This is a genomic window from Metabacillus mangrovi (genome assembly GCF_009711125.1).
In the GTDB taxonomy this organism is placed as follows: Bacteria; Bacillota; Bacilli; order Bacillales; family Bacillaceae; genus Metabacillus_B; species Metabacillus_B mangrovi.
Window position 1 is genome coordinate 88,814 of sequence record NZ_WMIB01000005.1, and the last position, 21,974, is coordinate 110,787.

At 47.5% G+C, this 21,974-nt stretch carries 19 protein-coding genes; 7 read left to right on the plus strand and 12 right to left on the minus strand.

Annotation, left to right across the window (positions count from 1 at the left end):
• Nucleotides 1-156 precede the first annotated feature (156 nt).
• The 5 genes from GKZ89_RS07660 to GKZ89_RS07680 form a co-directional block, all read right to left on the minus strand.
• Nucleotides 157-1,197: a LacI family DNA-binding transcriptional regulator gene (locus GKZ89_RS07660; RefSeq protein ID WP_155111816.1), complete on the minus strand. Its 1,041-nt coding sequence runs from the start codon at nt 1,195-1,197 to the stop codon at nt 157-159.
• Nucleotides 1,198-1,317: 120 nt separating this feature from the next.
• The gene (locus GKZ89_RS07665; RefSeq protein ID WP_155111817.1) at nt 1,318-2,841 is read right to left on the minus strand and encodes an alpha-amylase family glycosyl hydrolase; all 1,524 of its coding nucleotides are present in this window, start codon (nt 2,839-2,841) and stop codon (nt 1,318-1,320) included.
• Nucleotides 2,842-2,933: 92 nt separating this feature from the next.
• Nucleotides 2,934-3,776 (minus strand): sugar ABC transporter permease, encoded by an 843-nt coding sequence (locus tag GKZ89_RS07670; RefSeq protein WP_155111818.1) that lies wholly within the window; start codon nt 3,774-3,776, stop codon nt 2,934-2,936.
• Nucleotides 3,776-5,110 (minus strand): carbohydrate ABC transporter permease, encoded by a 1,335-nt coding sequence (locus tag GKZ89_RS07675; RefSeq protein WP_155111819.1) that lies wholly within the window; start codon nt 5,108-5,110, stop codon nt 3,776-3,778. The genes GKZ89_RS07670 and GKZ89_RS07675 overlap by 1 nt, the downstream gene beginning before the upstream one ends.
• A gap of 177 nt (nt 5,111-5,287) precedes the next feature.
• Nucleotides 5,288-6,562, minus strand: coding sequence for a sugar ABC transporter substrate-binding protein (locus GKZ89_RS07680; RefSeq protein WP_155111820.1), 1,275 nt, complete (start codon nt 6,560-6,562; stop codon nt 5,288-5,290).
• Nucleotides 6,563-6,858: 296 nt separating this feature from the next.
• Here GKZ89_RS07680 and GKZ89_RS07685 point away from each other — a divergent pair, with 296 nt between their 5' ends.
• Together GKZ89_RS07685 and GKZ89_RS07690 are read left to right on the plus strand one after the other, a co-directional pair.
• On the plus strand, nt 6,859-8,616 hold the full coding sequence (locus tag GKZ89_RS07685) for a glycoside hydrolase family 13 protein (protein ID WP_155111821.1): 1,758 nt from the start codon (nt 6,859-6,861) through the stop codon (nt 8,614-8,616).
• Nucleotides 8,617-8,619: 3 nt separating this feature from the next.
• Nucleotides 8,620-9,387, plus strand: a complete 768-nt coding sequence (locus GKZ89_RS07690) for an alpha/beta hydrolase (protein WP_155111822.1) — start codon at nt 8,620-8,622, stop codon at nt 9,385-9,387.
• A 318-nt stretch (nt 9,388-9,705) separates the two neighbouring features.
• Here GKZ89_RS07690 and GKZ89_RS07695 read toward each other — a convergent pair whose 3' ends face one another.
• From GKZ89_RS07695 to GKZ89_RS07705, 3 genes are all read right to left on the minus strand, one after another.
• Nucleotides 9,706-10,095 carry a hypothetical protein gene (locus GKZ89_RS07695; protein ID WP_155111823.1) on the minus strand — a complete coding sequence of 130 codons (390 nt, stop codon included), beginning with the start codon at nt 10,093-10,095 and terminating at the stop codon, nt 9,706-9,708.
• 1 nt (nt 10,096) lies between these two features.
• Complete coding sequence (locus GKZ89_RS07700) at nt 10,097-11,533, minus strand: amino acid permease (protein WP_155111824.1); 1,437 nt, start codon at nt 11,531-11,533, stop codon at nt 10,097-10,099.
• A 329-nt stretch (nt 11,534-11,862) separates the two neighbouring features.
• On the minus strand, nt 11,863-12,441 hold the full coding sequence (locus GKZ89_RS07705) for a GNAT family N-acetyltransferase (RefSeq protein ID WP_162356582.1): 579 nt from the start codon (nt 12,439-12,441) through the stop codon (nt 11,863-11,865).
• Between the two features lie 494 nt (nt 12,442-12,935).
• On the opposite strand from GKZ89_RS07705, the gene GKZ89_RS07710 reads away from it, so the two are divergent.
• On the plus strand, nt 12,936-13,988 hold the full coding sequence (locus GKZ89_RS07710; protein ID WP_155111826.1) for an oxidoreductase: 1,053 nt from the start codon (nt 12,936-12,938) through the stop codon (nt 13,986-13,988).
• Between the two features lie 37 nt (nt 13,989-14,025).
• On the opposite strand, the gene GKZ89_RS07715 is transcribed toward GKZ89_RS07710, so the two are convergent.
• Nucleotides 14,026-14,892 carry a helix-turn-helix transcriptional regulator gene (locus GKZ89_RS07715; protein ID WP_155111827.1) on the minus strand — a complete coding sequence of 289 codons (867 nt, stop codon included), beginning with the start codon at nt 14,890-14,892 and terminating at the stop codon, nt 14,026-14,028.
• A 123-nt stretch (nt 14,893-15,015) separates the two neighbouring features.
• Between GKZ89_RS07715 and GKZ89_RS07720 the strand changes: the two genes are divergently transcribed.
• The 4 genes from GKZ89_RS07720 to GKZ89_RS07735 all read left to right on the plus strand — a co-directional run bounded on the left by GKZ89_RS07720 (nt 15,016) and on the right by GKZ89_RS07735 (nt 19,413).
• Nucleotides 15,016-16,386 (plus strand): MATE family efflux transporter, encoded by a 1,371-nt coding sequence (locus tag GKZ89_RS07720; RefSeq protein WP_155111828.1) that lies wholly within the window; start codon nt 15,016-15,018, stop codon nt 16,384-16,386.
• A gap of 124 nt (nt 16,387-16,510) precedes the next feature.
• Complete coding sequence (locus tag GKZ89_RS07725; protein WP_155111911.1) at nt 16,511-17,296, plus strand: carotenoid biosynthesis protein; 786 nt, start codon at nt 16,511-16,513, stop codon at nt 17,294-17,296.
• Nucleotides 17,265-17,921 carry a lysophospholipid acyltransferase family protein gene (locus GKZ89_RS07730; protein WP_155111829.1) on the plus strand — a complete coding sequence of 219 codons (657 nt, stop codon included), beginning with the start codon at nt 17,265-17,267 and terminating at the stop codon, nt 17,919-17,921. Before GKZ89_RS07725 ends, GKZ89_RS07730 begins: the two co-directional genes overlap by 32 nt.
• 13 nt (nt 17,922-17,934) lie before the next feature.
• Nucleotides 17,935-19,413, plus strand: a complete 1,479-nt coding sequence (locus GKZ89_RS07735) for a phytoene desaturase family protein (protein ID WP_155111830.1) — start codon at nt 17,935-17,937, stop codon at nt 19,411-19,413.
• Between the two features lie 30 nt (nt 19,414-19,443).
• Here the strand turns inward: GKZ89_RS07735 and GKZ89_RS07740 are convergent, their stop codons facing one another.
• The 3 genes from GKZ89_RS07740 to GKZ89_RS07750 all read right to left on the minus strand — a co-directional run bounded on the left by GKZ89_RS07740 (nt 19,444) and on the right by GKZ89_RS07750 (nt 21,957).
• Entirely contained in the window at nt 19,444-20,589 is a 1,146-nt protein-coding gene (locus tag GKZ89_RS07740; protein ID WP_155111831.1) for an MFS transporter, read from the minus strand.
• A gap of 141 nt (nt 20,590-20,730) precedes the next feature.
• Entirely contained in the window at nt 20,731-21,282 is a 552-nt protein-coding gene (locus GKZ89_RS07745; RefSeq protein WP_155111832.1) for a hypothetical protein, read from the minus strand.
• A 324-nt stretch (nt 21,283-21,606) separates the two neighbouring features.
• A complete protein-coding gene (locus GKZ89_RS07750) occupies nt 21,607-21,957 on the minus strand; it encodes a DUF1516 family protein (protein ID WP_162356588.1) in 351 nt (116 codons plus the stop codon).
• Nucleotides 21,958-21,974: the final 17 nt, after the last annotated feature.

A 21,974-nucleotide genomic window follows, 5' to 3' on the forward strand; every position in this document is an offset into this window, starting at 1 on the left:
CGACTTAACGGCTCCAATAATAAGTACGAACGATAAACCGCTCCACCTGCACTATATCCAAAGATATTCTTATTCTTCCGCCATGCCCCTTCATTGGGTGTCAACCGGATTTTGATGACAAAAAAAGCCTTTCCGCGTGGAAAGGCTTTTTTGGCTTCAGGCTTCCTTCAGTGCAGAAGGACCCTTTGCCATGCAGGATTGGCGCTTGATGATTTTATGCGGGATGATGATGCGTCTTGCCGGTTCCATCGGGTTCTCGATCGTCTGGATGATGCTTCTTGCAGACTCGCATCCGAGCTGGAAGATGTTGATATCCACTGTAGTCAGAGGCGGCTGGGACAGCTCCGCCATCATGATGTTGTTAAAGGAGACGACCGACACATCCTCAGGCACGCGGATTCCCATCTTAAACAGCATCCTCAGTACACCAACTGCCATTAGATCATCCGCTACAACAAGTGCGGTTGGAGGGCTTTGGAGACTGAACAGTTCAATAACCGCTTCCTGTCCGCCCTCTTTCAAGAACTCTTCATGGACGATGTATTCATTCCGGTATGGAAGTTCTGCATTCCTGATTGCTTTTTCATAGCCCAGGAGGCGGTCAACGGTCACAACGAGGTTCAAGTTTCCTCCAATAAAAGCAATCTCTTTGTGGCCGCTGTCAATCAAGTGCTCAGTTACTTCCTTCGCAGCACGGTAATTATCGTTATCCACATGGGTGATTTCATACATATCCTTGAAGGGCTTGCCGACGATGACAAATGGAAATTCCTTTTGCCTTAAAAAGCGGGTCAGCTTGTCGTCTACACTCGAATAGAGGAGGACGATGCCATCTACTCTTTTTCCCTCGACCATATGGACGACACCTTCATAAATTTCTTCTTCCGTCTCTCCCGTTGACATATACAGGGCATATTGCTTTTGGTGGGCAGCCTTGCTGATTCCTCTTATGACTTCCGGGAAGAAAGGGTTTTGAAATGCTTTGTCAGCAGAGCTCGGCAGAACGATGCCGATTGCCTGCGTTGATTGGTTTGCGAGACTTCTTGCAATGAAATTTGGGTGATACCCAAGGCTTTTCATTGCTTCCCGCACCCGTTCCTTCGTTCTTTCGCTGATCCGGGGGTTATTCGCGATCACCCTCGATACGGTGGATGGCGCCACTTTTGCCATCTTGGCTACGTCTTTAATCGTCGCCATACTCCCACTTCCTCTCTCCTCACACACACTGCACGGCTTAAAGAAAATGCTTACATTTTTGCATAGGCGAACACTTCTTATTCATTCTTTATAACATAAACCTCTGTTGTTGCAAAAGAGTCAGGAAACCTTTTTCCTTCTTCTGCCTGCAGCATAGAGATAGCCGATAAACAGAACCGGTACACCTATTGTTGCACTGATCAGCCCCCAGTGAGGACCAGCCGGTTCGTTCAATTTATAAACCTCAGCCGATTCCCTGTTTAACACAAGTTCGAATTCGCCATTTTTGTTTTTCGCTTCTTCGCCTGCTAAGAGACCTGTAAGAACTTTATCATCAGCAAGCTCTGCTGCCGGAATGATGGCTTCAGCGGTCTGATCACTGTTGTTGATGGCTGTTACAAGGGTTTCCCCTTTGTACGTCCTCTTCAATACAGTCAGTCCGTTCCGGTCATACAGCTTTTCCATTTTCCCTTTTGTCAGAGCAGGTTCGGCGGAACGGATTTTGTTCAACTTGCCGATGTATTGAATCAGTTCTTCATCAGCCCGGAAATCCATCATTCTTCGGTTGTCCGGATCCTCCGCACCGTCCAGTGCGATTTCACTTCCGTAATAGAGGATCGGGATTCCCGGAGCAGTAAACAGATACGTCAGCCCGAGCTTCCAGCGTGTTCCCGGCGGCTCCTGATTGATCAGTGCTTTCCTCGTAAAGCGGATGTTATCGTGATTATCAAGAAAGGTTCCGAGCAGATGCGGAGAATCGTAATAGTGTTCATTCCTTTTCCAAACATCCACAAGCGGCCCGGCAGAAGTGCCCAATTTTGAAAAAATCTCAGATGCTTCTTCGTAGAAAGGGTAATCAACAAATGAATCAATCCCGGTTTTTTCATATTCTGCGAGATAGGCAGGGTCTTCTGACCACACCTCTCCGAGAAGGAAAAAGTCCTTCTTCACAGATTTCACTTCTTTTGAAAATTCAGTCCAGAAGTCTTTCGGAACGTGCCGGACAGTATCAAGGCGATACCCGTCGATATCCGTTTCGGTAATCCACCATTTCGCAGTATCAAGCAGGTATTTTCTTACTTCAGCGTTTTCCTGATCCAGATCTGGAAGGCCGTAAAGCCAATTATCTTCCAATTGCTTTTGGTCTTCCCAATTTGTAATTTCCTGCTCCTCGTGGAACCAATCTTTTTTATCCGGATCGGTCAGCCACTCATGCTGATAGCCTGTATGATTGACAACGAAATCGAGGAGGACTTTTATGTCACGTTTGTGCGCTTCTTTTACAAGTGTTTTAAACTCCTCCATCGTCCCAAAGTGTTCCTCCGCTTTCCGAAAATCGGAAATCCAGTAACCGTGGTAGCCCTTGCCTTCATTTTCAAAAATGGGAGTCAGCCAAATGGCTGTAAATCCCATCTCTTTAATGTAATCGAGTCTTTTCGTGATCCCCTTAAAATCTCCTCCATGATAAGCGGACGGATCATCCCGGTCAGCATCCAGGTCATTCGCCGGATCGCCGTTGGCAAACCTGTCCACCATCAAAAAGTAAATTCGTTCCCCCTGCCAGTCATCTGTTTTCGCTAATGCTTCATCCGGAATGAAGGCCAGCAGCAGAACGGCAAGAACAAGCATTGTAATTTTTTTCATAATCCGCCATAAACCCCTTTGCCAAAGCTTTAAAAAAAGGTTCGGTGAAAGCACGGGCAATGTGCCCTTTTCTCCGAACCTTACGTGTCATTTTATCCTTTTGTTCCTCCAGCTGTAAGTCCGGAAACGAAATATTTCTGCAGGGAAAGGAACAGGATGGCAATCGGTACAGCAATCAGCACAGAGCCTGCAGCAAACTTCGTAAACTCGGCACCAAATTGTTTTGCAACCATGTCATACAGTCCTACTGCCAGCGTAAAGTTACTCTCGGAACGAAGCAGTACGCTCGCAATGATGAAATCGGTTAGCGGAGCGATAAAGGAGAACAATCCGACCACTGCAACAATCGGCTTCGCGAGCGGCATTACGATTTGGAAGAAGATACGCAGATGCCCCGCTCCGTCCATTCTCGCTGATTCGTCCAGCTCTTTAGGGATGGTATCCAGGTAGCCTTTCATCAAGTACGTGTTCATTGGAATCTGACCGCCCACATAGACAAGAATAAGTCCCCAGTGAGAATCAAGAAGTCCTGTAACAAGAGCCAGAACGTAGATGGCAATCAGGGCTGCAAAGTTCGGAATCATCTGCAGCACAAGGAACGTCATCAGACCGTTTTTGCGTCCTGCGAAGCGGTAGCGCGAAAAGGAGTACGCTGTGAGTGAAACCATGATCAGCGTCAGAATCATTGTGAGTACGCTGATTTTTAGAGAGTTCCAGTACCAGAATAGGTATTTACTCTGTGTAACATCAAAGAGATACGCATAGTGCTTGAGAGATGGGTTTTCCGGGATGATCGTTGATCCCGATAAACTGTTTCCCGGGTTGAAGGAAGAACCGACAACCCATGCTACAGGATACAGAATAACAGCAAACATGAACAGAATGACGAGGTAGGATAACGTTAGCCTGACGATTTTATGTCTCTTAGTACTCATTACATCATATCCTCCTCTTGGAATGATTTCGTTCTTCTAAACTGCCAAACCGCTACGATGATGACAATTGTAGAGAGCATCAGTGTGATGGCTGCCGCTTTGGAGTACTGGGCAGAAGTCATGGTCAGACGGTAGATCCAGGAGATCAGGATATCCGTAGATCCTGCATTCTGGTCTGCCACCGCAGGGCCTCCTGCATTAAACAGGTAGATAACATTAAAGTTGTTAAAGTTAAACGTAAACTGCGTGATCAAAATAGGTGCAGTAGAGAAAAGAACGAGCGGAAGTGTGATTCCTTTGAACTTCTGCCACGTGCTCGCACCGTCAACTGTAGCTGCTTCATACAGCTCTTCAGGAATAGACTGAAGCACACCGGTTGTCATCGCAAAAATGAATGGGAATCCAAGCCAGCACTGCACAAGGATCAAGGCGATCCGTGCATACATCGGCTCTGTCATCCAAGGAATGGGATCGATTCCAAACAGGGATAGGATATCCATGTTGATGGCACCGAATGATTCATTGAACAATCCTGCAAAAATCAATACAGAAACGAAGGACGGTACAGCCCACGGAAGAATGAATACTGTCCGGATGATAGCCTTTCCTTTCAAATCCTTTTGGTTAACGAGGATCGCGAGGAAAATACCAAGCGCGATTTGAAGTGTCGTCGCACCAAATGTCCATACAATCGTCCATGCGAAAACGGAGAAGAATGTCTGGCGCCAAATATCGATACTGAAAATATCCACAAAGTTCTTGAAGCTTACCCAGTCGACAAGCTTGGCCGGCGGGGAGTGATACAAATCATAATTCGTAAAAGATAATAAAACGATGAAAATGATGGGAAGAACCACTACGAAAGCAAGGAGCATGAAGCCCGGCGTCATGATCAGGTATGGAAAACCGTTGTCGACCAGGTTGCGGTATTGCTCCCGTACCGTGCTGAGCGGGATATTCAAATCGCGTTTTTCTCCGTTTTTGTAGGCGTCTCTTATGTTCAGCCAGTAAAACAGAATCCCGAATGCTACGAGGAAGATGGCAATGATTCCGTATACGAGCAGGAAAATGGAGTGGTCTCTCGTAATGTCCGTACCTAGAGTAACGAGTCCCCAAAGACCGATATCAAGCATATCCCATGAAACGAACAGAAACGATGCCGCAAGGATCAGGAAGATTCCCGCTTTCATGTACTGTTTGTTATAGGCCTGGCCGAGTCCCGGAATAATGGAAAGGGCTGCGGCTTTCTTTCTGTGGCTGGACTGGTGTTTAAGTTCAGGCTGTTGTGGCTGCTTCGGCTGTTCTGGTTTTAAATCATAAGCTAGATCTGCCATGTCTGTATTCCCCTTTCTTTCTAGCAGAAGGCTGTGCTTCTGCGCCGGCTTTTTATGAAGAGCCAGGCTCTTGAGAAACAGCAAGCCCATTGTTTGCTGCTTCTTAAGAACCTGATTCTTTTTTTAGGAAAGGAAGCAGCACCCCGTGCAGCGGAGTACTGCTTCCTTTTGCTTTGCTTATTTGGAGTGGTTAGCCTCAATGTTCTGCTCGATTGCTTTTGCAGCAGCGTCAAGAGATTTTTTAGGTTCTGTTTTGCCTGTTACAAGCGTTTGAAGGTTGTCAGCCATAGGCTTCCAAACTTCCGCCATTTCAGGAATGTTCGGCATTGGGATACCGACTGCAGACTGATCTGCAACTGCTTTTGCTTCAGGGTTGTCAGCGATGATTGGATCTTCAGCCAGTGCTTTTACCGGCGGGATCTCAAACGTCTGCTCATAGCGTGCTTTTGCAACTTCTTCGCTTGTTGCATACTCAATGAATTTAGTTGCCCATTCTTTGTTTTTAGAGTAGTTGCTTACATGCCAGCCTTTTACTCCAACGAATGTTTTCATCGGCTCGCCGCTTGCGAATTTAGGAAGCGGCGCAACACCGATTTCAATCCCGGAATCTTTGTAGGACTGGTAAGCCCAAGGTCCGTTCATTACGAATGCTGCTTTCCCTTCATTGAAAAGTCCGTCAAGTGCAGAACCGCCGTTTTCACCGATGATTCCTTTAGGGAACAGGCCATCTTTGTAGAAGGATTGGATGAACTCAGCACCTTTGACAGCGCCTTCATTGTTAAGACCGATATCTTTCGGATTTGGCTTGCCGCCTTCGTCACCGAACACGTATCCGCCCATACCGCCGATAACAGCGTTTGCAAAGTAGTAGTTGTCAAACAATGCAAGGAAACCGTATTTGCCGCCAGTTGTCAGTTCCTTTGCTTTTGCCTGAAGATCTTCCATTGTAGCCGGCACTTCATTTACAAGCGCTTTATTGTAGATCAGAACAGGAGTTTCAGTGGATTTTGGAAGTCCGTAAAGCTTTCCGTCGTATGTTTGTGATTCAATAGAAGATTCTGTGAAGGAACCTGTTACTGATTCTTCAACATTGATTTCGGAAATCAGGCCTTCAGTAGCTACCTGGCCGATTTGGTCATGGGGAAGAGTTACAACGTCCGGGCCCGTTCCTGCCGGTCCGTCAAGGCGAAGCTGGTCACGCATTTTTGTAGCCATTTCAACTTCTTTAAACTCAATTTTGATACCGTTTTCTTTTTCGAAATCAGCAGCTGCTGCTTCAAGCCATTTGGATTTATCTTTATCTTCCCAAACAATCAGCTTTTCAGGCTTTGCTGCATCCCCTGATTTTTTGTCGCCATCAGCTGAAGCGCCTTCCTTTGCGTCCGGTCCGCAAGCAGCCAGAACACCGATCAGAAGAATTACCATCATGAATAAGGACATGACTTTCTTCATTTTGACCCCTCCTAATTATGTTATCTAGTAAAATAGTACGATGAGTATGTACAAGCGTTTGCACGGTCCATTCAATATATAGCGCTTACACTAAAGCGCTTGCATTTTCTGTGAAAACGATTGCACAACCTAAATCTTATTATAGCGCCTATCTTCGTTTTGACAAGCACTTTTTCGAAAAAATTTTTGCACAGTTTTGAATACCTGAAATATTGACATTGATAGTGCTTTCAAATACTCTTTAACTATTAATTCAGGGCATCCGTTTGCACTGCCCAATAAGGAGTGAGTCTTTTTTGCTAAGAGAAGCAGTTTATCACAGACCAAAGAACGAATTTGCCTATATTTATGATGAGAAGACGCTCCATATTCGAATCCGCACAAAAAAAGGGGATGCCGAGCGGGTCAATCTGATCCACGGCGATCCGTACGACTGGGAAGAAGGAAAGTGGCTGGCACAATCCATTCCGATGAAAAAATCCGGCAGCGACTCCCTTTTTGATTACTATATGGCCGCAGTCAGCCCGTCTTTTAGAAGACTTCGCTACGGCTTTGAACTTATATCAGAAAAAGAAACGCTTATTTATGCGGAAAAAGGTTTTTTTGAAGAAGCGCCATTAGATGATATTGCAAACTTCTTCTGCTTTCCGTACCTCCATGAAGGAGACCGTTTCCGCGCTCCGGAGTGGGTCAAGGATACGGTGTGGTATCAAATCTTTCCTGAGCGGTTCGCAAACGGCAATGCTGAACTGAATCCTCCCGGTACGCTGCCATGGGGAAGCGCAGATCCGACCCCATCCAACTTCTTCGGAGGTGATCTGGAAGGAGTCATCAGCCATCTTGATTATTTAAAAGATCTCGGTATTTCCGGAGTCTATTTCACTCCGATTTTCAAAGCCTATTCAAATCATAAATACGATACGATCGATTATATGGAAATCGACCCGCAGTTTGGAGATAAGGCAACATTAAAACTTTTTGTGAAGGAAGCCCATGCACGCGGAATCAAAGTCATGCTTGATGCCGTATTCAACCACAGCGGCTACTTATTCGAACCGTTTCAGGATGTTCTTGAAAAAGGCGAGACCTCTTCCTATAAAGACTGGTTCCATATTTACGAGTTCCCTGTTCAGGAAGAACCCCTGGGCTATGACACATTCGCTTATGAAAAAACGATGCCCAAGCTGAATACCCGTCATCCGGAAGTAAAGAAATACCTTCTTGAAGTGGGTCAGTACTGGATTAGGGAGTTTGATATTGACGGATGGCGCCTCGATGTGGCAAATGAGGTCGATCACGAGTTTTGGAGAGATTTCCGGAAAGCAGTCAAGGAAGTGAAGGAGGATTGCTACATTCTCGGTGAGATCTGGCATGACAGCATGCCGTGGCTGACCGGAGACCAATTTGACGCTGTGATGAACTATCCGTTCACGAACGGTGCCCTCAACTTTTTTGCGAAGGATAAAATCCGCGCTGAAGAGTTCGCTTCGGTTATCGTCAACGGAATGCACGCTTACCCGCAGAATATAAACGAAGTTGCCTTCAACCTGCTCGGAAGCCACGATACAGACCGGATCCTGACGCTGTCAGGCGATAGCAAGGAACGCGTCAAGCAGCTTTTTGCTTTCCAGCTGAGCTTCAGCGGGTCCCCGTGCATCTACTACGGAGATGAGATCGGAATGGCCGGTGACAATGATCCGGGCTGCCGTGCCTGCATGGTATGGGATGAGGATGGCCAGGACAGGGAACTGCATGCTTTTGTCAAGAAGCTTCTCAGTCTTCGGAATGCCTACCCTCTTTTGAGAAATGAAGGAGAATTTACGATTTATCATGCAGACAGTGCGGATAATACCCTTCTATATGCGAAGGAAAATGAGAAAGAAATCATCATCGGCGCTGTTAACCAGTCAGAGTCCGCGAAAGAGATTCCCCTGCCTCATGAACTGCGGGGCAAAAGCGGCCGTGATCTGCTGAAGGATCTCGATTTTGCAGCAGATTCCATCCAGGCCGACGGACTGAGCACCCAATTCTTCCTTTACAGCAAGGAGAGCTGAAGCATGTTCGAAACGTTTGAAATTACGCTCACCCCATTCGGCCGGAAAAGAAAGGTCCGGATGTACCTGCCTGATGATTATCAATCGGCAGGTAAAAAATATCCGGTGCTCTATATGCATGACGGACAAAATCTGTTTAAGGATGAAGATGCCGGATACGGTAAGGCGTGGGGAGTGGCAGATGTTCTAAAGGAGATGAACCTCGAAATCATCGTGGCCGGAATCGACTGCAATGAAGAACGGTTCGGGCGGTTTGATGAGTACGGACCATGGCCGAGTCATGGTCTTGGAAAGAAGCTGTTCGGAATTGACGAAGAGCTCGGCGGAGAAGGCAAAGAATACATCCGCTTTTTCGCTGAAGAATTCAAACCGATGATTGAAGAGAACTATCCGGTCCGGAAAGATTTCTCCGTCATGATGGGAAGTTCAATGGGCGGCCACATCACCACCTACGCGGTTTGCTGCTATCCGGATGTTTTTAAGAGAGCCGCCTCTCTCTCTTCTGCTTACTGGTTTAATCAGGAAGAGATCGAGGAGTTGATCCGGACCAGCGATTTAAGTGCTGTAGAGAAATTTTACATGGATGTTGGAACTGAAGAAGAAACCTCTATCATCAGCAGCCAGCAGTACATCGATTCAAGTACTCCGGTTTACTGGATTATGAAAGAAAAAGTGAAGGACTGCCGGTTTGAGATTGTGGAAGGCGGAACTCACAATGAATCTGCCTGGCAGGAGAGGCTGCCGGGGATACTGGCTTATTTGTTCAGCTGAAGAGACCGTTCCCTTGTGTGGGGGACGGTTTTTTATTTTTGGTGCAGATAAGGCCGCACGGGGTCAGTCCCGCGCTGCTTTAACGCATGCTGGGACAGAGGCTTGAGTCTATGAGCCCTTGCGCAGCAACGGTTTCCGAAGCTGGTGCCGGAGCTTTAATGCGTTAGAGAATGTGGGGACTGGCACGGTGCCAGTCCCCTGCTGCTTTACCGCAGCAGGGGACAGAGGCCTGCTGCCGCGGGCCTTAGAGCCGCAAAGGATGCGGGTGCCAGTGCCGGAGCTTTAGTCCTTTAGCAGAGCGAGTGACTGACCCCTTCTCTAAAGTCTTCTATCGTCAGCTTCTTTAATAATCTGCTTCTTATACTCCTCTGGGTCCCGGATGGAATGTTTCAAATAGAATGCACCTTCCGTTTCAATTTGATTAATAAAAATTTCTTTTGTGATGCCTTTTTTCAGGACGTGTTTCGGAAGATTCCCAGTTACAGAGGTTATCCCCTTTTTTAAATCGGCTTCCACTGTCATAACTGTTTTCTCTTTATTCATGACTTGCCCGGTAACCTTGCCATTTTCAAGATCAACAGGCAGGTATTTTACATTAATCCCAAGTGGAACAAACAAGGTCCAGCCGTAGGACCTCTTCTTTTTTCTATTTCTCAGCACTCCAACGGCCAGCAAAGCGACGGCAGTCAGCATGATCCTTTTTCTCATGCTACGCCTTTTTTCTTTCGGCTAAATCTTTTTCCGGCTCTATATTCAGCTCCACTTCATTGAAGGTCATTCTTGCTTTCGCGTAAAAGCGGTAAAACAGTGCACAGCCAATCAGGAACGGGATTCCGCAGTAAAGAGCCATCCGCTGATCGGGAATAAAAGCTAGACTGATCATTACGAGTACGTTTGCTCCAAGTGCCGCGAGTGGGACAAACGGATAAAGAGGCGTCCTGAATTTCAAATCTTCCACTTTTCCGCCATTGCGAATGAACTGTTTTCTTCCCATATAATTGGACAGAGCAATCGAGGCCCAGACAAACACCGCTCCAAAGCCTGCGATGGACAAAAGCCATACATATACCGTATCTTCTGCGAAGAATCCGCATAGCAGACATAGACAGCCGACAACCATACTGGCAATCAGCGCATTGATCGGAACTCCGCGCTTGTTCAGTTTTCCGAACCGGCCGCTGATCATTCCCTGGCGAGACATGGACCAAAGCACACGTGATGTCGCATAGAGACCTGAATTGGCTACAGAAAGAACGGCTGTAATGATGACAAAGTTCATAATATCCGCAGCATACGGAATGCCGATCCGGTCAAAAACGGTGACGAACGGGCTCTCCATCAGTCCTGCCTCTTTCCATGGAAACAGCGCTGACAGTACAAAAACGGAAAGCACGAAGAAGATTAAAATCCGCCAAACTGTATGATGAATCGCTTTCGGGATGGTCTTCTCCGGATTTTTGCTTTCACCCGCTGCGATTCCGACAAGCTCCGTCCCCTGAAAGGCAAAATTCACGCCAATCATGGTGACGATAATGGCAAGGATCCCGTTAGGAAACAGCCCTCCATGTTCTGTAAAATTGCTGAACATCGGCGCCGGTGCTCCGCCTTCCATTTGCAGCAGACCAAAAATGGCCGCTCCGCCTAAAATGATGAAGGCGATGACGGTAATGACTTTAATGCCGGCAAACCAGAATTCCACTTCTGCAAAGCTTTTGGAAGAAAGTGCATTGATGGCAAACAAAAGCACGGCAAACACGACACACCAGATCCACGGGTTCACTTCCGGAAACCATCGTTTCATCAGAATACTTACTGTCAGTAATTCAAGCCCGACGGTCACCGACCAGTTCAGCCATGACATCCACCCTACAACATATCCGGCACCAGGTGAAATAAACTTGGCAGCATAAGTCTGATAAGACCCAACATGCGGCAGCGCTACAGCAAGTTCCCCCAGGCAAAGCATAGTCAAATACATCACAAACCCGCCAATCAGATAGGCAAGGATAGCTCCGCCGGGGCCCGCTTCGCCAATCGTATAGCCAGTGCTCAGGAACAAACCTGTACCGATCACTCCTCCCAGGGCAATCATCAAAATATGGCGTTCTTTTAATTCTTTTTTCAAATCATTGTTTGAAGTCTGCATGGCACCCTCCTGATATGTAAGCGTTATCAATAGTAATGAGCTTTTCTCATTCTATCATTTTTATTATTATGTGAAAATTTATTTTTTTCTAAATTAATAAATACATTTACAATGAACCTAATTACATACCTATCCCGAGTTATTTGTCCGGTAAAAACAATGACAAGTTAAGATATAGGACTATAGTGATACATCTTCGGGTTCGGCTGTAAAGGGCCTATCTAATTAACCGATGTCTGGTATTACAAAAAATAACGGATCTGTTGTCCGGCGAAGTTAACCAAGCGGACTCAGATGCCGTTACTTTTCAAGTGTGATCCCGCTCTTCATTAATGGATTGAGATCCTGCTCTGCTCATTTTTCCCTTTCAGTGCTTCCCATTCTTCTCTTAAAATCCCCATTCGGATGGAGTCGTAATATGTTCCGTTGTAAAGCCGGCATTTTCGAAGCCGTCCTTCAAGCTTCATTCCCTGCTTTGCTGCACTTTTCATCATGCGTTCGTTGCCTGACCAGGTGGTGATTCCTACTCTTGGAATGTCCATGCCGGAAAATAAATGGCTGATCCACAAGCTAAGGGCTTCTGAACCATAGCCTCCTCCCCAATATCCCGGTTTGTACACCACGATTCCGGCTTCGAGCCAATTTGAAGGCTGATGCTCCCAGTAGTAAATAACGGTCCCGATGATTTCCTGTCCTACCGTAATTTTCGCTTCCATACCTGAAGGCTTTCCTCTCATTTCATGCGTATACTGGGTAAAGGTTTTATTTTCAAGCGGATAATATGGGGCATCCCATTTCTTCCACTCCGGATTTTTTTCCCCATACCGAAGATGGTAGATTGTCTCGTAATCTTTCTCTTCCACCCAGCTTAACGTTACTTTATCTCCTCTGATGATCATCTTTTCCACCTCCTCTCACTACTTCTCTCCCCTTCAGTCTTTTTCCTTTCCAATCAAATCATTTGGTCTAATATTGCGGACTGGAGACCACCCCGGGGTCAGTCCCGCACTGCTTTAACGCATGTGGGGACAGAGACCATTGCCTGTGAGCCCTTGCGCAGCAAGGGTTTCCAGCGTCGGTGCCGGAGCTTTAGTACGGCAGCGAGTGTGGGGACTGGCACGGTGCCAGTCCCCTGCTGCTTTAACGCAACGGGGGACAGAGACCTGTAGCCGCGGGCCCTTGGGCCACAAGGGATACAGGCGTCGGTGCCGGAGCTTTAGTCCTTTAGCAGAGTGAGGGACTGACCCCTCTGGAACTCTGATAACCCCTTCAGAACTCTGTTGACCTCTACTGAACCTAATTGCCCTCCCCAACTCTTTCCTCTCAAATCAAACCATTTGGTTTAAAGACTTCTCCCCTGCTACACTATTAACGTAATCTTTCAAAAGGAGATGCTGATGATATGTCTTATAAAAAATTATTTGAGCCTGTAAAAATCGGGGCGTTTGAATTGAGAACCCGGTCGGCAATGGCGCCGATGACCCGGTCGTTTTCAGATGATGACACGGGGGTACCCGGGCCGGAGGTTGCGGAGTACTACCGGAAGCGTGCGGCTGATGGAATCGGTCTGATTATTACAGAAGGCGTTGTGATCAGCGATCGTGCGAAAGGAAATCCAGGCGTGCCTGGACTATATACAAAAGAACAGGTTGAAGGCTGGAAGAAGGTAACGGAGGCTGTTCATAAAGAGGGCGGTACAATTGCTGCGCAAATCTGGCATGTCGGCCGGCTGAGTCATCCGGATCTGATCCGCGGACAGCAGCCTGAGGCGCCGTCTGCCATCGCTGCTGAAGGATTGGTTCCCCGCTTCCGCAAGCCATACGGAGAGCCTGAAGAATTGTCCGCAGAGGGTGCTGAAAAAGTGATCGGCCAGTATGCACAGGCTGCACGCAATGCGATGGAAGCCGGCTTTGACGGTGTGGAGATCCATGGTGCACACGGTTATTTGATTGACCAGTTTAACAGCTATCAGTCCAATGAGCGGACCGACGAATATGGCGGAGAGCTCGCTGAAAGACTGACGTTTATGAAAAAAGTGATCCGGGCGGTTATCAATGAAGTGGGTGCTGACCGCACGATCATCCGTTTTTCTGCCCATAAAGTGGACCATCCTGAGTACCGCTGGGAGGATGCGGATGAAGCGATGAAAACTTATGCAGAAGCATTTAAAGAAACAGGGATTCAGATTATCCACCCTTCTATCATGAATGCAGAAGAGCATGTCGCACCCGGCCAGACGCTATATGACATTGCGAGAAAATATTGGTCCGGTCCAATTATCGGCGTGGGAAGCCTTGAGGCGGATAACGCGGTGGAATTTCTTGAAAAAGGCGTGATGGATGTTGCCGCATTCGGACGCCCGCTGATCTCGAACCCCGATTTCCTTCATCGTGTTAAAGAAGGCAGGGAACGGATGGACTACGATCCGAAAAAACACCTTGTACAGCTTGTGTAATGATAAAAAAGGGGAACGCCTTCGCGTTCCCCTTTTTCTATTCTTTCTGCCTGCTCATCACCCTCCGGTATTCATTCGGTGTCATGCCTTCGATTTTGCGGAACAGCTTCGAGAAATACGTGGCGTCGGTTATACCGGTTTCTTTTGCGATAAAAGAGATTTTGTCGTCTGTTGCTGCAAGAAGCCGTTTCGCCTGAGAGAGCCTGTACTGGTTTAAGTACTGGATGGGTGTCATGCCGAGTGTTTTCTGCATGCAGCGTGTAATATAATCTGCATGGAAAAGAATGCTTCGGGCGAGGTCCTCCATACCGATATCGGATTGGTACTGCTCCTGAAGATAGCTTACGGCTGCTTCTGTTACCTGCTCGGCAGCAGAAGGAATGTTCAAAGCTTCCCTTTGAAGATGGACGAGCAGCTCCTGAAAATACAGCTGGTGCCTCAAATCCGTATCTGCTGATTGTCCCGTGATGCTTGCCAGGTTTTCAAGCAGATTCTCAGCTGCAAGAGGATGCTCGAGCCGCGCCTTTTGCATAATTCTGAATTGAAACTGGGCGGCCTGTTCGAAATCCGCATCCCTTATTTTTGCATCCATCCAGTTATCATGCCCCTCTTCTTCTGTCCACCACTTTCCTTCTGTTTTAAAATGAAGCCAGTATACTTCTGTTTTCCTGCTGCTTTCCTTGTGGCCGTAATGCTCCATTCCAGGGAGCAGGAGGATGTATTCCCCCTCTTCCACTTTAAAGGGCTTTCCGTTTTCCGTCATAAAAAGCTCCCCTTTTTTTACGTAGAGCAGATCGAAAACAGTAAACGTCCGTTTAAAGTGCCGGCTTCCCGCTTTGAAAACAAATTGACCAGCTTTTATGAAAGTAGGGAATGGCGGGGTGTGGAATGTCAGAAAAGTCATAATTCACCAAAACCTCTCAGGTCGGAATTTTCCAAGTTTAATCGGTTTGCTCTCTTTCTATTCCTCCCCTCCCGTTGTAAACTAGGAATCGCTGTGTTACTTACAGCAAGGGAGGAATACAGAATGCCTAGACAGATAGACAAAAAACAAATCACGTTATTTGCCTTAACATGGCCTATTTTTATTGAAATTTTTCTGCATATGCTCATGGGAAATGCAGACACCTTCATGCTCAGCCAGTATTCGGATGAATCCGTTGCTGCAGCCGGTGTTGCTAACCAGATTCTAAACCTTGTAATTGTGATGTTCGGATTTATTGCTACAGGCTCTGTCATTTTAATTACACAGAATCTCGGTGCCGGAAAGGAGAAAACGGCGAAGGAAGTCGCGGTCATGTCGCTTATAACCAATTTTATCATTGGATCGTTCATCAGTGCCATCCTCTTTTTCTTCAGCAAGCCGATCCTTTCTTTAATGAACCTGTCTCCTTCTCTGCTTGATGAAGGAAATCAATATCTTGGGATTGTAGGAACCTTTATTGTCATTCAGGCTTTAATTATGACCGGAGCCGCTGTACTGCGCAGCTACGGTTTTACGAAGGATACGATGTACATAACGATTTTGATGAATGTACTGAATGTAGCCGGTAACTATACCTTGATCTTCGGGGCTTTCGGACTGCCTGAGCTTGGCATTCAGGGAGCGGCCATTTCCACTGCTGCTTCCAGGATACTGGGGCTTGTGATCATCGGGTTCGTGCTGATCAAGCGAATTCCGGCGCTTAGAGAGAGTCTCGAATTTAATACAAGACATTTGATAAACCTGTTAAAAATAGGGGTTCCTTCTGCCGGAGAACAGCTTTCCTACAATATGTCGCAGATGGCAATTACATTTTTCGTCGCGATGATCGGCACAGAAGCGCTGACGACAAAAATTTACGCACAGAACCTGATGATGTTTATCTTCTTGTTCAGCATTTCCGTCAGTCAGGGAACTCAAATTCTTGTCGGCCGGATGGTCGGAGCAAAAAAATATGAAGAAGCTTTCAGACGGTGTATGAAAAGTCTCTATCTGGCGATTGGAGCTTCTGTTCTTATGGCCGTTATCGTCAGCACAGGTTCTGACAGCCTCTTCGGATTGTTTACAAGCAATCAGGAAATCATCCAAACGGGAGGCATGCTGATTCTGCTTACTGTACTCCTTGAACCAGGCAGAGCCTTCAATCTCGTCATCATCGGTGCGCTTAGAGCTGCTGGAGATGTGAAATTCCCGGTTTACATGGGGCTGATCTCGATGTGGGGAATTAGTGTTCCAGTCGCTTATGTGCTCGGCATTCACTTCGGTTTTGGTCTCGCCGGAATCTGGATTGCGTTTATCCTCGATGAATGGACTAGAGGCATTCTGATGTATTTCAGATGGAAATCAAGGGCCTGGGTCAGCAAGGGTTTTGTCGAAAAAGGCAAGCCGGCTCTCAGGGAGCAGACGGCTCATTAAGAAAATACGCGAGCGGCGGCATTTATGCTGCCGCTTTTTTGTGTGTGGAGGAACCGCTCTTTTCTTGTGCATCTTCCCCTGCTTTGCCTATAATGACGGTAAAGAGGTGAAAGATGTGAAAGATATGAAAGCTGATCAAGGTTTGTATATTTTCTTTTTAATTTGGTATGGATGCGGGGTTATTCTGCTTTCTTTCGACCTTCTGCCAGCATGGCTGGAATGGGCGAATGTGGTATTCCTCATTGTAGCAGGTACACTGGGAGGAGTTTATTTCCATCATACATACGGTCCGCGTACCGGGTTTATTTTGTCCGCTGCCGTCGTCCTGCTTTCGATCTTTATAGAATTTTTAGGGGTCGAATACGGAATTATGTTCGGCGATTACTATTATACGAGCGATTTCGGACCGCAGCTGCTCGGAGTTCCGATCGCGATCGGTTTTGCCTGGCTGATGGTAATGGCTGGTTCCCACGCCATTATGAAAGCGATCTGGCCGGGCGCTCCCCTTCTTCTCTTCAGCACGGCAGGCGCCCTGCTGGCTGTCATGATCGATCTGATTCTGGATCCGGTCGCATATAAGGTGAAGGCATACTGGGTTTGGACAGCGGACAGCTTTTATTACAACATTCCATTTTCCAACTTTGCCGGCTGGTTCATCACTGCTTTTATTCTGCATTTGCTAATTGGAACTGCCGGGAAGAAGAAATATGCGAGATCTGTACGATGGCAAAACCGTGCAGTCATGGTTTATTTCCTTGTGTTCGCGATGTTTGTTCTGCTGGCAGCGATCGATTCCCTGTGGCTTGCAGTCACCTTTTCTCTGACCCCTGCTGTCTTAGTCCTGACAGGGTATATTTTTTCAATAAAGAGGGGATCGCATGATCGAAGTCCGCAAAAGCAAGTGGTTTGACTTTGGTTTTTCCACATTCACAAAACGGCTTTTCCGCAGGCATTACCGCGGAATCTATCTGTCTGCCCCCTCCTCCCTTCCTCCAAACGCGCTTTGGTGTGCGAACCACTGCAGCTGGTGGGACGGGCTGGTGCTTCATTACATAAACCGGGAGTATCTTAAGCACGATTTCCACGTCATGATGCATGAAAAAGGATTAAAGGAATTCCCTTACTTCAAGAGGCTTGGTGCTTTTTCAGTGAACCGGGAGAACCCGAGGGATATCGTCAAGGCGGTCCATTATGGAAGCTCTCTGCTGAATGAAGGGAAAACGGTTGCTATTTTCCCCCAGGGGGACGAACAGCATCTTGAGCAGCGCCCGCTTAAATTTTTGTCGGGGCTGATGGCGATGGCTGAAAAAAGTCCGGATACCCCGATTCTTCCGATGGCATTGTACTATTCATTCGGCAGGGAACAGAAACAGGAAATCTATGCAGAAATCGGTGAGCCGGTTCTATACACGAGCCTCCCCGGCAGCCGGAAAGAAAAAACGAAAGCACTGGAAGAGCAATTTACCGGACAGCTGGACCGGTTAAAACAAAAAGTAGTTACAGGAGATACAAAGCACTTCGTTAATTTGCTTTGAAAGGAGGGACAGGATGAAAAAAGCAGTCGTAATAGGGGCGGGCCTCGGCGGGCTGTCTGCAGCCATTACCCTTGCAGCAAAAGGGTGGGATGTAACCGTTGCGGAAAAAAACAGCCACCCCGGCGGCAAGCTGATGCCGGTTGAACTCGGTCCCTATCGTTTTGATTTCGGCCCTAATACCATCACAATGCCCCACGTGTTTAAGAGGGTATTTCATCAGGCCGGCAAGGTAATGGAAGATTCTATTGAGATGGTGAAGCTGGAACGGCATACGGTGAACTATTTTAAAGACGGGACCCGGTTCTATCTCAGCAGCGATGCTGAAGCAATGAAATGCCAGCTTAAAACGATCGATCCGAAAGGCTTTAAGAACTATGATCGTTTTCTCGGTGAAATTACCAGGCTCTATAAGCTGTCCGAAACTCACTTTTTCCCCAGAATGTTTAAAAACGTCCTTGATTATGCTTCTCCGGGACTAAGCTATGCATTTATGAGAGTCCGGCCGCTTGAGTCAATGGACCGCTTTTTCCGGAGATACTTCGGCAACGAGCAGGTTATTCAAGCTTTTAACCGCTATGCCACATATATCGGATCCTCTCCATATCAGTCTCCGGCTACGTTTGCGATGATCGCCTATCTGGAGCTGGTGCAGGGAGTCTACTATGTAAAAGGCGGCAACACCAAAATAGCGGAATCCTTTTATTCCATTGCCCAGGAAATGGGCGTGCATTTTATGATGAATACGAAGGTGCAGGAGCTGCAGGTTTCCAACAGGCGGATCAACACCGTTCTGCTGGAAAACGGCCAGGAGCTGAACGCCGACGAGTTTGTGCTGAACGCCGATTTGCTTAAAGCCTACCCGGAGCTGATTGCCGAAAAAGAACGGCCGCACTTCACTGATAAAAAACGGGACGGACTGTCCCCGTCCATTTCTGCATTTGTCATTCTGGCAGGTGTGGAGGGAACGGTGGAAAAGCTTGCCCACCACAGTGTGTTCTTTTCAGACGATTACCGCAGGGAGTTCGGCGAACTGTTCAAAAAACAGGCATACAGCAGCGATCCCACCATCTACATAAGCAATTCTTCCATCACCGATCCTTCTCAGGCACCTGAGGGATGCAGCAACCTGTTCATTCTTGTGAATGCTCCGCCGCTTGATGAAAACGGCCATCTGCAGATTTCCCCTCAGGCCTACAAGGAGCTGATTTACGATAAGCTGGAAGAAGCAGGCGTTCAGCTGAGAGGAAGGATCCGGGAAGAGAAGCTGTATACACCGCTTGATATCCAGGAGCAGTTCGGAGCATACCGCGGTGCCCTTTATGGGATTTCTGCCAATAAAAAATGGGACGCCTTTATGCGCCCCGGCAATTTCCCTGCTGATGTACAAAACCTCTCCTTTGCCGGAGGCAGCACCCATCCCGGCGGCGGTTCCCCTATGGTAACCATCAGCGGAATGAATGTGGCTGAAGAAATCGCGAGAAGGACCAACTAGGAAAACGCCCGGAAAGCCTCCGGGCGTTTTTTATTTTGTCTGAAGGCGTGCCAATACCAAGCCCCCGGCAGCCACTGCCAGAAGCTGAAAGGCTGTCTGGATGCCGAATGCTCCTGCTGCCGCGCCAAAGCCGGTTCCGATCGCTATACTCATGGCATTTGCGCAAAGCGACTCCACAGAAGCCGCTGTCACGCGGTATTCATCTGAGGCCTGTTCCTGAAGAAGCCCGGCCATTATAGGTGATGTCAGCTCCAGAAAGCCGATCGCTGCAGCAGCGAAAAAAACGGCATACCATTCCTGCAGAAAACCAAACAAAAAAATGCATACTGCACCTGCAGCAAAAGCTGTTCTTAATCCAAGTCCCGTTCCCGCGTACCAGTCAGAGGCCAGATTGGACACGGCACTCACGCCTATGATGCCAAAGCTAATCACTCCAAAGTAAAGCACAGGTATCCCTATTTCCGGATAAACGAGCATGCTCATCTCATACAGCTCATTTTGCAGCACAGCATAGACGATCGCGCTAATCAGCACAATCTGCAGCAGCTGCTTCGCTTTCAGGATGGACCGGATTCCGCTTTTCACCTGTTTCCAGACAGGCAGCTGTTTCTCTACTTCAGAATCTGCCGATGACGGCTCCTCCAGCAGGAGAGCAGCGCCTGCACACAGGGGCAGACCGGCAAGAGAAAGCCAGTAGGTGATCTCTAACCCGTATTCGGAGGCTAGATAGCCCCCCATCAGACTGCATACGCCCATAACTGCGCCTCCCGTAAACTGAAAGCGCCCCTGCCATTTCACAAATTCCGGTTCTCTCCCGTGCTCCTTCAATGTCATGTAAAGAATCGATTCAGCAACACCTGATTTCAGGGAACCTCCTGTGGCGGCGGCAAGATAAGCAAGACTGAAACCGAGAAAATCGTATGCAAACAAGGAAAACACAAATTCAAAGTAGCAGATGAACAAACCGGCGGCCAGAACATATTTCTTCTTCCATCTGTCCGCGAGTGCCCCGCACGGTATTTCTAATACAGCACTTATGACCGCATAAATGGTCAGCAAGCTCTGCATCTCAAGCACTGACAGTCCCCTTGATTCTGCGAACAGCCGTTCAATCACGTAAGCAAATACCAATCCCTCGCCAATGGCGATCAGCAGCAGTTTTCTCGTATTTCCCAGCTTTTATCCCTCCCTTGTCAGCTCTCTGTAAACAGATTGACTGGGAGGTCCTCTGGCAGACGGTCAGGCTTAACTGCTCGATTTATTCCGGATCATCATGCATTCCTCCTTTTTTTGTTACCTATTCTCGATCCTGCCCGGTTATTCCTCTGCATTTGTTACAATGGTTCCCTCAGGCAGTGTAAAAGGATTGTTCGTATACCATTCAAATCCCCAGCCGTCATGAAAAATAACCATCACTTCTGAATGGACTGCCATGTCAATACTCGGAAGCATGACGGACCGCCTGTGCCGCTTTACCTGCTCAAGCGGGATAAAGCCTGATATTGACAGTGCATAGAACTGGTTGCTGGCTGCAGTCCAGAAGGTTTCATTTAAGACCAGCATGAGGGACTTCGAATTTGGAATGTGCAAATGGTATAGCGGATATGTGTTTAAAGGGGTGCTTACGATCATTGTGAAATGGATTCCCCATTTTACGAGCAGAGACTCCACATCCCGGTCATAGGCTTCATAGGTTATGAAGATCGGAAAATAATCCATGCTGCAGATCAAATCATATAAAAGTTGTTTCGTATGCTCATCGTAATTCTCATATTCATCAGGCCGAAGGTAATACCCTTTACTGGCCCCGCTATTTTTTATTATGTAATCTTTTTCAGCCAGTATGTTATTCTGCACAGTAATTCTCATTGGTTTATTCTCCCCTGCCCGGCATGTGCTTTAAGATATCATTCCCAAAAACTCTTACCCTATTAGATAAAGCGGTTACATTTATCATCCGGCCTCACCAGCCCTTATCTTGCTGAACCGCTCCGCTTCCGGTCCGGTCAGAAAATAGCGGCTCCTAAGACCGTAAGAGACACATAGGATCGTCAAGGTTTTCCCGAACCCGGGTCCCTTCGCCTTTCAAGTATGTTTATTTTCGTACTTCTTACGGGACGGTTCAGATTGCCACTCTCCCTGTGGATTAGCAGCCAGGAACAGGCCGCGTCTCCCGCTCGTGACCCTGATTCCTTAAAAGCGGATCCCAAGCGGCAAGTATAAGCCGAGAAGAATTGTCCCTCCAAGGACAGCCAGGCAGAAGATCCACAGCGGCTTGTATGATTCCCCTTTTTTCTTATGTACAGCTACAATTTCCAGAAAACCAATTGTCAGGATGCCGAGAGCGGCTTTCATTAAGTGGCCGAACGTGATGGACACGGAAGCGACCAGATAGAAACCGCTTGCTAAAACGAGCAGGTAATCAAGCCTCAGAATGCCGTGCAGGACAGCTGCGGACTTCATCCTTCCTTTCTTATACAAAACGTATACAGCGAAAAACAGGATGACCGCCAGAATCCATGCTGCAATATGCCAATGGGTCATGTCATCTCCTCCTTTCC